This window comes from Pseudomonas sp. S3_C06 (assembly GCF_054667675.1).
Genome location: NZ_CP162747.1, coordinates 4,505,968 through 4,519,118, shown reverse-complemented (window position 1 = coordinate 4,519,118; position 13,151 = coordinate 4,505,968). Strand labels below are relative to the sequence as shown.

Sequence of the window (13,151 nt, the reverse complement as noted above, 5' to 3'; positions counted from 1 at the left end):
TCATTCTTTGGACGCCAGTTCGGTGCCAGGAATGGTCAAGTGCTGACCGACTTTCAGCTCATCGCTTTTCAGGTTGTTGGCGGCGCGCAGCGTGGCCGGCGACACCTGATAGCGCACGCCGATCATCGCCAGCGTTTCCCCCGGGCCAACACGGTGATCACGCGGGCCCTGGGCGATCTTGCCGGAATCACGCAGCCAGGCGATGTAGGTGCCCGGTGGCGGATTCTGCTGGAAGAACTGACGCACGCCGCTGCTGATCGAACGCGCCAGCGCTTGCTGATGGCTCGAGGCGGAGAGCTTGTTTGCTTCGTTAGCGTTGGAGATGAAGCCGGTTTCGACCAGGATCGACGGGATGTCCGGCGACTTCAGCACCATGAACCCGGCCTGTTCCACGCGCTGTTTGTGCAGCGGCGTGACGCGGCCGATGTTGGTCAGGACTTTCTGGCCGACGTTGAGGCTGGAAGTCAGCGAGGCGGTCATCGACAGGTCGAGCAATACGCCCGCGAGCATGCGGTCCTTGTCGTCGAGGCTGACGTTGCCGGCACCACCGATCAAGTCGGAACGGTTTTCACTGTCGGCCAGCCAACGAGCAGTTTCGGAAGTAGCGCCGCGATCAGACAGGGCAAACACCGAGGCACCGAAAGCTGCAGCGGATGGCGCAGCGTCGGCGTGAATCGAGACGAACAGGTCGGCGCCCTTCTTGCGGGCGATTTCGGTACGGCCGCGCAACGGGATGAAATAGTCGCCGGTACGGGTCAACTCGGCACGGAAGCCTTTCATGCCGTTGACCTGACGCTGCAGTTCACGGGCGATTTGCAGTACCACGTCTTTCTCACGCTGGCCACGCGAGCCGGATGCACCCGGGTCTTCGCCACCATGGCCGGCGTCGATCACGACAATAATGTCGCGCTTGCCGGCCGGGGCTGGCGGCAACTTGATCGCAGGCTCGGTGGGGGTTACTGGCACCGCTGGCACGGTGGCCACCTGCGGCGTTGGCGCCGGCGGCGGTGCGGCGTCGGCCGGGTTGTCGAACAGATCGACCACCAGACGGTTGCCGTACTGCGCGTTTGGCGCCAGCGAGAAGCTTTTCGGGGTGACGGCTTTCTTCAGATCGATGACCACGCGCAGGTCGGTCGGCGTGCGCTGGGCCGAGCGCATCGCGGTGATCGGCGTGTTCGCGGTCTGTACATTCAGCGGCGCACCGAGGGTGGCGCCGTTGATGTCGATCACCAGCCGGTCCGGTGAGGTCAGGGTGAAGACGCTGTGCTGGACCGGGCCGCTCAGGTCGAAGACCAGTCGCGTGTTGTCCGGCGCCCGCCACAGGCGCACGCTGTTGACCTTCGAATCGGCCACAGCGTTGACGGTTACTGCCATCAACAACAGTCCAGCGGCAGCCACCAACGCGCGAAAGCGCATACCTAACCCCATCATTTAATTGGATTCCAATGCCAAAGCGGCACACCAGGCCTCGCCACGCGAGCCCTGGGATAAAATTTTCAGCGAACGCCCGCTGTCTTGCGGGCTAATGGTAATGGTCAGGTCAGGCTTTGGCAAAAAGCCTGCACCTTTATCGGGCCATTCGATCAGGCACATCGCGTCGTCTTCGAAGTAGTCGCGGATGCCGAGAAACTCCAGTTCCTCCGGATCAACCAGTCGATACAGGTCGAAGTGGAAGGCGCGGATGTCACCGATCTCGTAGGGTTCGACCAAGGTGAAGGTCGGACTTTTTACCGCACCAACATGGCCCAACCCGCGGATGATGCCCCGTGAGAGCGTGGTTTTGCCCATCCCCAGGTTGCCTTCGAGAAAAATCAGGCCATGGCCCTGGGTCACGCGGGCGATCCGTGCGCCAAAGTCGCTCATGGCCTGTTCATCGGCCAGGTACAGGGTTACTTCAGACACGGTGCTTGCTCCTCCAACAACTGACGAATGGCTGGAATCAGATCACTGGCCGCCAGCCCACGGCCGAATTTTCCTTGTTGCAGACCGGCATTGGCGTGCAGCCAGACCGCCAGACACGCGGCATCGAAGCCGTCCATGCCTTGCGCCAGCAATGCACCGGTCAAACCGGCCAGCACATCGCCGAGTCCGGCGGTGGCCATGGCCGGATGGCCCTGATGACACAACGCCAGACGTCCATCGGGATGCGCGATCAGGCTGCCAGCGCCTTTCAACACCACAACCGCTGTATATTTTTTGCTCAATGCCAGCACCGCCGCCGGACGATCCGCTTGCACTTCTGCGGTGCTGATTCCCAGCAGACGCGCGGCTTCGCCCGGATGCGGGGTGATCACGCAATCCTTGGGCAACTCAACGAAACCGCTCGCCAGCAGGTTCAATGCGTCGGCGTCCCAGACTTGCGGCAGCGCGGCATTCGCGGCAGCTGACAACAGCGCCCGCCCCCAGCTAGCCTGTCCCAACCCCGGACCAACCACCAGTACAGAAACTTTCTCCAGCAAACTCATCAACTGATTGGCCGACGAGGTTCCGAGCGCCATGGCTTCCGGCACTCGCGTCAGCGCCGCCGGGACGTGTTCAGGACGGGTCGCCAGCGAAACCATACCCGCGCCACTGCGCAGGGCCGTTTCCGTGCTGAGCAAAATCGCCCCGCCAAACCCGTGATCGCCGCCGATCAGCAACACATGGCCGAAACGGCCCTTGTGCGAAGTCGGGGCTCGCGCCGCCAACCTTGGAAGATTAGCCGTGTTGAGCCGTTGGGCGATGACAGGAATGTCACGATAAATGTCGGCGCTGGCCTGCAAATCGTTAAATACCAATTGGCCGACATGATCCGCCGCGTCCCCGGTAAACAGGCCGATTTTCAGCCCGATAAAGGTCACCGTAAGATCAGCCTGCACAGCGGCGCCCAGAACATGCCCGGAGTCGGCGCTTAGACCTGAAGGGATATCGACGGCGGTTACCGGCAAACCGCTGGTGTTGATTGCTTTGATCGCCGACACGTAAGGCTCGCGAACTTCACCGCTCAACCCAGTACCGAGCAAGGCATCGAGAATGATCCCGCGCAATTCACTTTCAGCCTGCCAGGCCTGCACCGCGACACCTTCATTCAGCGCTTCGGCATGGGCCAGTGCGGCATCGCTCTGCAAACGCTGCGGATCGCCGACTGCCAACACCCGCACCTGCCAACCGGCTCGTTGCGCCATGGTCGCGACCAGATAACCGTCACCGGCATTGTTGCCATGCCCGGCCAGCACCGTCAGTTCAGTCGCCGACGGCCATTGCCGCACCAGCGCTCGCCACGTCGCATGCGCCGCGCGCTGCATCAATTCGAAGCCCGGCATACCGGCGGCGATCAGCCGTGCGTCGAGCTCGCGCACCTGCGCGGCACCATACAGCGCGTCGGGTAATTGATCTTTCGTGTGCGGCATGCGTCTTCGGGCTCCGATGTCTGGCAGAATTATACGCACCTCAGCTCCGGTTTCTCTCGTCTCATGTCCGCTATCACCACAGACCTGCCCGCCCTCGCCCAATCAATCAAGGATTGGGGCCGCGAGCTGGGCTTTCAGCAAGTCGGCATCAGCGGTCTGGACCTGGCCGAGCATGAGCAGCACCTCGCACGCTGGCTCAAGGCCGGCTACCACGGCGAAATGGATTACATGGGCGCCCATGGCAGCAAACGCTCGCACCCCGAAGAGCTGGTGCCGGGCACCTTGCGCGTGGTTTCGCTGCGCATGGACTACTTGCCGGGCGATACGCAAATGGCGCAAATGCTCGCGCAACCGGAAAAAGCCTACGTGTCGCGTTATGCCTTGGGCCGCGATTACCACAAATTGATCCGTAAACGTGTGCAGCAATTGGCCGACAAGATTCAGGCGCAGATCGGCCCGTTCGGTTTTCGCGCGTTTGTCGACAGCGCCCCGGTACTGGAAAAAGCCATCGCTGAACAGGCCGGGCTGGGCTGGATCGGCAAAAACACTCTGGTGCTGAATCGCAAGGCTGGCAGTTACTTCTTTCTCAGCGAATTGTTCGTTGATCTGCCATTGCCGGTGGATGAACCACACAGCAGCGAACATTGCGGGCGCTGCACAGCATGCCTGGATATCTGCCCGACCAATGCCTTCGTCGGCCCGTATGTGCTGGACGCGCGGCGCTGCATTTCCTATCTGACCATCGAACTGAAAAGCGCCATCCCTGAAGACCTGCGTCCGTTGATCGGCAATCGCGTGTTCGGTTGTGATGACTGCCAGATCGTCTGCCCGTGGAACCGTTTCGCCAAGCCTTCCGGGGAAAGCGATTTCAAGCCGCGGCACAATCTCGACAATGCCGAATTGGCTGAGCTGTTTTTGTGGGACGAAGAGAAATTTTTAGGTAGCACTGAAGGTTCGCCGTTGCGGCGAGCCGGGTATGAGCGTTGGTTGAGGAATCTGGCGGTGGGATTGGGCAATGCGCCTTCAACGATTCCGGTACTGGAAGCATTGAAGGCGCGACGGGATTATCCGTCAGAGTTGGTTAGAGAGCATGTGGAGTGGGCGTTGCGTCAGCATGTCCCTGACACACTGTAAAATCCTTTCGATCCACTTTTGCGGTGCGACCAATAGCCTGCACAGTCCGCTGGCCCGAGCATGTTGCCAGCCAATGAGTCAGCCCTCGTCGGAACTCTCCAGCCCACTGTCCACGCCATCGAACACTATATTCTGTTGGGGCACCCAGACATCGCCACCCACTTGAATCAGGACTTTTCTGTCTAAACCGGCGGCATTCATATAGTCAGTGACTCGTTGCAGGGTATCTTCATCCAGCGGATTGTTTCGAAAGTTATAGTTGACTTCCCAAACATCGGGCACGTCGAACAATTCCAGTGGCAAGTTCTTGATTCCATTACTCCCCAAATCTGCGTAGGCGAGACTCTCGATGTCAAACAGCCCGACTGGAACTTCGATCAGCCCTGTATTCGAAAGATAGAGACTGTCCAGGCGCCGCATGAAACTGATATCAGGCGCGAGGCCAAGCGGGTTGTCGCTTAAATCCAGAAGCGTCAAGTTTTCAATATGGGCGAGGCCTTCGACGGTTGCTTCGGAGAGTCGAATGTCGCAGTTGTCCAGTGTTAATGTCGCCAGTTCTCTCATTTGAAAAATTTCAACGGGAAACGTTTTCAGCGCAAAACCCGAGAGGATCAGATACCGCACGCCCGGAAAAGCTTCGAGAAAAGCGCTGCCACTCAGTGGCGAAGTGCTGGAGAGACTCAGTTCACGGACATGACTGAAGTCAGCCGATAAACGCGGCAGGCTTCCCAGCATATCCAGATCGTAATCAAGCGTTGACGGGGTGTAAGGGTTTACGGTTGTTGCCTTGCGAGACCAATTGGCTTGTAACTCCAGTGCGAAAAACTCTCTGTGGGCTCGCTGAGACTCAATCTCGGTCTTTGTCAGCGACAGCCCCGTGACGGGGTGGAGAGGCGGCACTTCTGCCACCCACGCTCCAAGGTCTTCCACCAGTGTGGAGAATTCCTTCTCCAGGCGAGCCACCGCGAGCAACGGATCGCCGCTAAATCGCTCGCTAAGCATGGTTGATCGGGCCTCCTCGGTCATGGTCGGGTACAGCTCGGCCAGACGCTCGTCTATCGTGGGAATCGACCCCTGCTGAAATTCCCCCTCACCGGACAACTCCCTGGCTCGTTCCACTGCTACCTGCCCGGGCAAGTCATCGTTGTCCGCCGGACGCCAGAACTTGCCCTCGGCATCCAGCTTCATCAGCGGGCCGGAAGCATTGAGTTCTCTGGCGACCGTGGCACGGTACAGACCGCTTTCGGCATCTTTGACCACTTGCACGAAATAGTCATCGGCAACGGCGACATACTGACGCTGCTTGCATAGCCGAATGCCCAACGCGTCGGCCTCACCGAGATTGTTCCAGGCACGTACCCAGTAGTCCCGGAACGCAGGTGCCGAAGCAGCCATTGCAACTCCCATGTAGGAAGTCATCGGGGTCACGCTGACCGACTGCGCTACGGCTTCAGTCGCCGACATGAGAAGAGGAGATTGCGCTACCTGATGCGAGACATTCGACGGGTGGGGCGGGCTGGTACGTAGCTGACGATGGGCCCCCCCAGCGCTGGAGTCGTTATTTTTTCCGAGGGAAGGTTTGATCTTTGGTGGTTTGCCAGACATAAGCTCTCATCCTTGATTTGATTGCACTGATCCAGCAGCTCTGCACAAGCAACGCCGGACATCGACACAAGTCATCCCTCTGGATAACTTGCCGATTGAAAGGAGCAGTCTATCGGGATGATTGCTGCGTGAAGATATACATAGATCTTCACGCAGCCCCGTTTTACTCAAGTGCAGAACCGAGCTAAATTCGGCAAATCACACTATTCGCGTATTTGCGTCAAATTCGTTTACAGACCTTTCAACTTCCTTTCACCGTGTGCCCAAACGCATGCGCCGTCACCGTCCGAGTATCTCTGTTCGCAAAAAATATAAAACGTTGGGCAGCACTTAGCTTGATTTCGGTTTGCCCCGTCGTGTTGACGAAAGCAGGGTCGTTAAGCTCTTTGGCATTGGCGCTGCGGAACGGGGTTAGCCCTCTATATTTAGTATTAGTTCCCAACATGCTAGCCGCGTCGGTTGGCGTCTTCCCCTCGTCGACGATCTCGGTCAGGAATCTTTTGGCCTTTCCAATTTCACGGTCATCTAATTTGCTAAAACCCTTAATGACACTCAAGTCGGCTTGCCCATCCACCTTCACGCCGTCAATCTCGAAAGTCCAAGGTTCTGGAGCAGCTCGCTGAGGGATTTTTTTGCCCCCGGGCTTGGTGAAGATAGCGAATTCCTTTTCAACGATTTTGACTGGCGGCTCGTCCGCAACCGTGGCGATGTAAGCACGGGCTCTACTGGTCTGTGCCAAGGCCTTCTGGACCGCAAGCGCTCCCGCTGCTATCGAAGCGATTCCAAGACCAAGACTCACCCATCCAAGTATCGCTCCTGCCTGGGATTGTGAGTCGTAGGCATTTGCCACCTCACTGCCGATACCGGCAGCTCCCGATGCGACACCCAACCCCATGGCGAACAGGCCCAGTGGCGTGGCAGCCCCCATGGTCACAATACTCAATACAATCCCGATGAACCCCAATGCGATCCCGGCAATCGACTGCCAGGAAACATGGCCCGTTGGGTCAACCCTATTGATCGGGTCGCCCAGGCAGTAAGCGTACGCATTCAAACCACCCGCACGGAACGGACTCATGCTGTCGGGACTGGTGAAACGCATCAGCGTAGGGCTGTAGGCTCGGTAGCCGTTACCCAACAGATACAAGCCTGTGACCACATCGAGTTGCTCGCCATTGAAACCGGCCAGACTGAACAGACCACCGTCGACAGGACGATGCCCGTAGGGACTGTAGGTGCTGTCGACCCATTGCTCGCCATGCAAACGGGTCAACACGCTGTTCTGTTGATCAGTGCCAAAAATCCGGCTCCCCGCATCGGTCCCAAGCTGTTGATCCCCCAATATCAAGCCGTCATGGCGCACGACACTGCGCGAGTCATTGCCACGGACCTCGCTGCTGACTCTGGCGTTGTGGTAGTAGCGCTGCACATCCAGCATTCGCGGTTGCGACAACTCGACGAGCCGATCAAAGCCGTCGTAATGGTAACCACGCACCACTTCCCCTCGCGCATTGGTCACCTGCACCAAACGTCCAAAAGCGTCATATGTCAGGGCGCGTGCCTGATCATCCTTGATCATCCGACCGTCGGCGTCGTACTCCAGAACGATCGACGCCGGATAGTCGGCATGGGAGTGTGAGACGCCGATGAGCTGCGCCGGGTCAAGCGTGCTGAAACTGAAGGTGGTTACATTGACCCCCTGAGGAAACGTGGTTTGTAGCGTGAGAATGTTATCCAGAGCGTCGAAGGTAAAGATCTGCTGAACAATTTCCTTTCCGTACGGATCTCGCGGTCGCTGGCTGCCGCCGCAATCGTACTGAACCAGTCGCCCGCGCACGTCGTAAGTAAATTGCTCATCGCGCAACACGGCAGCGCCACGCGTCAACACCTTGCGCGCCAGTTTTCCGGTCATGTTGTAGCTGGAGGTCAGCGTCTGAGTGGGCAGCCCATTGACCTCGAAACTGCGGTTGGCTTCGCGCCCGATATCGTCATAAGTCAGACGCGTCTTCATTTGTCGCTTGGAGGAGGTATCGCGAGTTTCAATCGTTTGCAGCAAACCACGCTTGTCATAGGCGTATTCAGCCTGCACCGCACCTTGCTTGAACGTAGTTCTGCGCCCCCACTTGTCGTAACTGGTGTGGTGCTTTACACCCAGCACGTCCGTGTACGTCAGGGGTAGACCGGCAAATGAGTAAGTATGGGAAACGGTACGGCGCTGTTCGCCATATCGAGTGGTTTCCGATTTCAGACGTCCGGAGGGAAAGTACTCGAAATGACTCTCGCGATCTTCTTCGATACAGCTTTTGGTTCTTCCGCTCAGGGCTTCGTAGGTGAACCGCGTGCTCAACCCATCTTTGCCCTCCGCGGTCACGGCTTTGCGCTCAGTCAACACCCCTCCCAGTTCAGGCGCATGAACGAACTCGATTTTCTGACCCGTGGCGTCGGTGGTGAACTTGGGCAGACTGCGACCAGCCTCGAAACTGGCAACCGATTTACGCCCCCCCACTGAAATCTCCGTCACACGGTTCAAAGCATCGAAACTCTGTTGCCCCAATGACAAACCGGCCACTTTGATTTCCACTGGTAACTCATCGCAGCTATGGGCGGCAAACGTGGTTTCCACGGCATGCCCGTCCGGGAGAACACTGCGAACCATCCGGGAGAACACGTCATATTCGTAGCGGGTCTTGTTACCTGCCTGATCGGTCTGGCTCAGGGTTCGGCCCAACCCATCGTATTCAAAAACGGTTTTACCCAGGCTCTGATCCTTGAGATCGAATACCTCGATGCTGTCCGGCTTGCTGAAGTCATTGATGATCGTCACGGTCTTGCCAAAACCGTGCTGCCAGGCCTTCTGCTGCCGGCCCACCGGATCAAACTCGATATGTTCGATTCGACCGTCGCAATGACGGGTTTCCCTGACATTCCCCCAGTCATCGTAAAGCGATTGGGTTTTAACCGGTCGTGCAACGCCTTCCCACCAATCCGAGTGGGTTTGCTCCACCAACCGCCCGACCTGATCATGGACAGCGGCAAAGACTGTACGCATTGGACTTCCCCCCGAATGATCCGGGTTGTCGCGGTCCTTTTCCTGAATGCCGATCACCCGCCCCAGCGCGTCATAGCTGACATCCTGCCTGCCGCCCGAGGAATCCGTCATGACCACCATCGCCGGCGCGGTAGCGCTTGCAGCGTGATAAACCCAATGGATCGATGACGCGTTGGTCGCACCCGGGGACATGGTCTTGCGCAACTGCCGGCCGATTTTGTCGTATTCATACTCGACAACCTGGCCATCTGCGTCACGCTCGGACAAGATCAGCGCATTGAGTGTCGACAGCGCGTGTTCGGTCGTCGCGCTCGTACCGTCAAAACCCTGGAAGATTTTCTTCAGCACAAGCGTATTGTCGTCAAGCACATAGGAATACTCGACTCGCGACGTCTTGCTATCACGCGAGACACTTCGTTGCTGCAATACACCATGCTTAAGCGAGTCGTGGGGTGCATTCACATAGGTCAGGCTGACGGTCGACAGCAGCACTTCACTGTCCGCCACACACTCGTACAGCTGTTCTTCGACGGGCATCACATTTGCCAATGTCGAACCTTTAACACCCGGCTGCAACGCATAGCGAAAGCGTTTAACGGTGGACGCTCCACCACCTGAAGCCGGGATCACGGTCTGCTGTTTAAGGAATCGGACAAAGCCTAGTGGGTCTGCGGGGCAGTCCGGGCTTTGGAAGGAGGGGAAGTATTCAAACAGCGTCGTCACGCCATCGATTCCGACCTGTTTACGCAGATTACCGGTGGCATCGAACTCAGTGGTCGACGTCTCGGAACGGATCTTCTTGGTTAGTCGGTTCTCGTAGCTGCGGGTCTGCGTCTTGGGCATACGGAACTGAGCCGGCTGCTGGTCGAGTGTTTTTTTGACATCACCGTGATATTCGGTGGCAACTGTCACTACCGCATCACCACAAGTGGTGACTTCAGAAACCAACAGGTGGAACTTATCGTAGGTGCGTTTGACCTGGGTATGAACTTTCTCACCCATCATCAGACGCTCGACACTGCTGTACTGGTAAGTGCTGGCCGCCCGGTAAAGCGGGTCGCCGTCATCCGAAGGATCCGCCGCCACGCCGTGCCCCAGAAAGTTCCAGTCCGAATAGGTGTAAGCCTTGACGACCCTGGGCTGACCTTGCTTTGGATAAATATCGTGAGCAATCACGTAAGGCAGACTCTGGACACCCTGCAAGGTGGGTAACAGATGACCGATTTCCTTGTAGCGGATATTTTCCACAGCCCCCAGCGGCGAAACCACTCGCTTCAAATAACCGGTGCCATTGATGTCCTCGTACTGCAGATCCCAGCCCCTGCCGACAGGCAAGCTGATGGTGCTGACCCGATCATTCTTGAGCTTTAAGGTAAATCCGGCGCTGGCTGGCGTATCGGGATCGCGAGTCAAGGTGACGCGGCTACGCGTGCTGCCAACTTTCAACAAAGTCCTTTTGTCGTCCGCGATTTCGATGAGCATCGGCTGCTCATTGAACAACACGTATTTCAGGCTGATGCTCACGCCGTTCGCTGCGAAGATTCGAATGGGTACGGCAATCTGTGTAGCACCGAAGACCTTTAGCTCTTCGCGCCGACCATCCTTGTAACGTACTTCGTAGTGTCCGTCGCCGTGCTTCAGCACCTTGGCGCTCTCCAGCTTCATTTCTTTAAAATGAAGCGCATTTCGTGATTCAACTGCCCGATAGGTTTCACCGGTGAATAGCGTCATGACCTTGTTACGAACGTCATAACGCGTCAGGGTCAGCGACCAACCAAGGCCATAACCTGTGTTGCGCGAATTAAGCGGATTGAAGTTCAGCGCAAGATTAAACGAGGGGCCGTTCAAATCTGCGGAACGAATGGCACCCAGGGACAACGAGCAGGTATATATACCTGTTCGAGGATCAACGCCACCGCTCACAAATTCGCTAAAATTAAATGCATTCGAATGCACGGGCTCTGGAAAATGACTACTCATAAACAACTTCCTGTTATTTTAAACAATGCATCCATACAAACATCAACCGTCGACCTGAGACTCAGCAACAAGAGCAGGCCGACGAACGAAATAAAAGGAATCAGCTTATAAAGAAGCTGCGAAGAGCTGTGTTTGAATTAATACGCAAACGGTGATCAGTACCGAACTCATCAAAAACTTTCAGCTCGAAGGTTTCGGTACGCGCAGGTTTATTGGCAGGTTCCGCACTGGCATAGACGAATATGGAAATCCGACCGGCTTCCTGAGGTAGCGTCCTAAAGCCATAGTGCGTCTTTACTGTGACTGATTCGCCATAGACCGGAGCAATGAAACCAAAGTAAGTACTCAGGTTATTCACACCATCATCAAGATTGCCGGAGTAAAAGAATTCACCAGCGTAGTCCGGGTCATATTTCACCTGATCACTGGACCAGTCGAGCAAGTGAATAACCCGCCCCTCCGAAAAAAGCGAAAGACTGAACTGTTCAAGCCTGTCGTAACTACTTTTCTGCTCGACACTCCTGATTCCACCGAACAGGAAACTGGCAGCCGGATATCGCTTGGGAGCAACGGCGTCCAGGCTAACGCTGCTGTCGTAGCCATTTTGCCCATTGCTTCGATACCGCTTGCCGTCCAACATTAATTCTGCGGCAATCTGCAACGATCCCACTCGCTTGCTAGACACCCAGAACTCGAACACTTGAACGGTTTCGGAAGGGTCGGATATCCGATTGTCGGAAGCGGGTATCAGCGGCGTAATGCTCGCTTCGCGGCCTGACATGTCATGGGCATAGCGGTTCTCTTGGCGACTGGAAATCCAGTTACCCTCGAGAGGTGTGCCGTCGTTATAGCTGATGAGTTTAAGGGTCTGCAGCGCCGGATGCCCATGCAGAGAGACTTCATTACCTTGCGCATCCGCTGCGGAGACTCGCACCAATACCCGAATTTGCATACGTCCGTTGGCATATAACGTCCGACGGCGATCAGCGGCCGAAGAATCAAACTTAACTTCAAAGTGCTGAATACTTAGATCTTTCTCAAACATATATTTAACCTGATAAAAAATAAAAAGCAGGATTAACACAGCGCCATTTACACACAACCAAAAAACCAAATAAACCAGGGATGATTGACAAATTGTAATTGCAACACTGAAGCAAACCATTCAAACAAATCGTCGCCAGACAACACGCAAAAGATAACCTGCGCAGGAATCACCAGAACACGAAATCCGATAAGCAGATTGTAAACTTTCTTAAAAATCCAAAACGGAGCACATGAAGCGGCAGATAGCTACACCGGCGTGCTCTTGATTCTCACGTCGAACCTTTTGCCACCTGAAACTTTTGATGGAATAAGCGTCGAATTCCTTGATCAGGGGCGCACTGCTGTCGTGGCTACTGTAAAGGGGCGTTCCATTACTGCGAATGAATTGCTGGTTCACTGTCAGGCGAACGACAATCCGGGGCTCCCCGGTACCGGAGGACGATACTCAGAAAGTGCGCAATTACGGGCGTACTTTGTAGTCACCATCCGAATGCCTGGTCCATCGTTTTGGGCAGGTTGCCTTACGCATCGGTCCCGCCGAGGCTTTTGGGTAGGGGATCCAGAAATCTTTCAATGAAGACTTCGCAGCATGCTTGGCGAACTCATTGATCGCGGAAGATCTCGGGATCACGTTACCTTGATCGCTGGCATCAATGTGATCGAGGCAGGCTTGTAGGTAGGCCGCAACGGCCCTAGGCAATGCGGTGTGGACTGATGCAGCATTGCTGGAGAAGCAAACGGTGGCCGGTAAGAGCCTGCCAGTCATCAATACTCATCCTTAAAGTGAGATGGCGTTGACCCCGCATAACTTCAGGGTCAGCGCCGGACATCAGTAAAAGCACTTTGGGTGCGAATACCGGACAATTGAACATCACAGCTTATCGGTAATCACCATATCAAAAGCATATATTACTGCATCCACAGAAATTGAATCAGTGACGATGAGA

7 protein-coding genes are annotated in these 13,151 nt (G+C 56.2%); 1 reads left to right on the top strand and 6 read right to left on the bottom strand.

Translation table 11 applies throughout. From position 1 onward, the window contains the following. The 3 genes from AB4N44_RS20050 to AB4N44_RS20040 are packed head-to-tail and all read right to left on the bottom strand — an operon-like array spanning window position 1 to window position 3,389. Window positions 1-1,374 carry an N-acetylmuramoyl-L-alanine amidase gene (locus AB4N44_RS20050; protein ID WP_401044867.1) on the bottom strand — a complete coding sequence of 458 codons (1,374 nt, stop codon included), beginning with the start codon at window positions 1,372-1,374 and terminating at the stop codon, window positions 1-3. Between the two features lie 57 nt (window positions 1,375-1,431). Then, a complete protein-coding gene (gene tsaE, locus AB4N44_RS20045) occupies window positions 1,432-1,902 on the bottom strand; it encodes a tRNA (adenosine(37)-N6)-threonylcarbamoyltransferase complex ATPase subunit type 1 TsaE (protein WP_007915806.1) in 471 nt (156 codons plus the stop codon). Further along, window positions 1,890-3,389, bottom strand: a complete 1,500-nt coding sequence (locus tag AB4N44_RS20040) for an NAD(P)H-hydrate dehydratase (RefSeq protein ID WP_460107857.1) — start codon at window positions 3,387-3,389, stop codon at window positions 1,890-1,892. The genes tsaE and AB4N44_RS20040 overlap by 13 nt, the downstream gene beginning before the upstream one ends. Before the next feature lie 63 nt (window positions 3,390-3,452). Here AB4N44_RS20040 and queG point away from each other — a divergent pair, with 63 nt between their 5' ends. Next, window positions 3,453-4,523 carry a tRNA epoxyqueuosine(34) reductase QueG gene (queG, locus tag AB4N44_RS20035; protein ID WP_150750084.1) on the top strand — a complete coding sequence of 357 codons (1,071 nt, stop codon included), beginning with the start codon at window positions 3,453-3,455 and terminating at the stop codon, window positions 4,521-4,523. Window positions 4,524-4,601: 78 nt separating this feature from the next. Here the strand turns inward: queG and AB4N44_RS20030 are convergent, their stop codons facing one another. From AB4N44_RS20030 to AB4N44_RS20020, 3 genes are all read right to left on the bottom strand, one after another. Further along, window positions 4,602-6,128 (bottom strand): leucine-rich repeat domain-containing protein, encoded by a 1,527-nt coding sequence (locus tag AB4N44_RS20030; protein ID WP_127925608.1) that lies wholly within the window; start codon window positions 6,126-6,128, stop codon window positions 4,602-4,604. 241 nt (window positions 6,129-6,369) lie between these two features. Further along, window positions 6,370-11,157, bottom strand: a complete 4,788-nt coding sequence (locus tag AB4N44_RS20025) for an RHS repeat domain-containing protein (RefSeq protein ID WP_460158123.1) — start codon at window positions 11,155-11,157, stop codon at window positions 6,370-6,372. 100 nt (window positions 11,158-11,257) lie between these two features. Then, the gene (locus AB4N44_RS20020; RefSeq protein ID WP_150750085.1) at window positions 11,258-12,202 is read right to left on the bottom strand and encodes a hypothetical protein; all 945 of its coding nucleotides are present in this window, start codon (window positions 12,200-12,202) and stop codon (window positions 11,258-11,260) included. Between the last annotated feature and the right edge of the window lie 949 nt (window positions 12,203-13,151).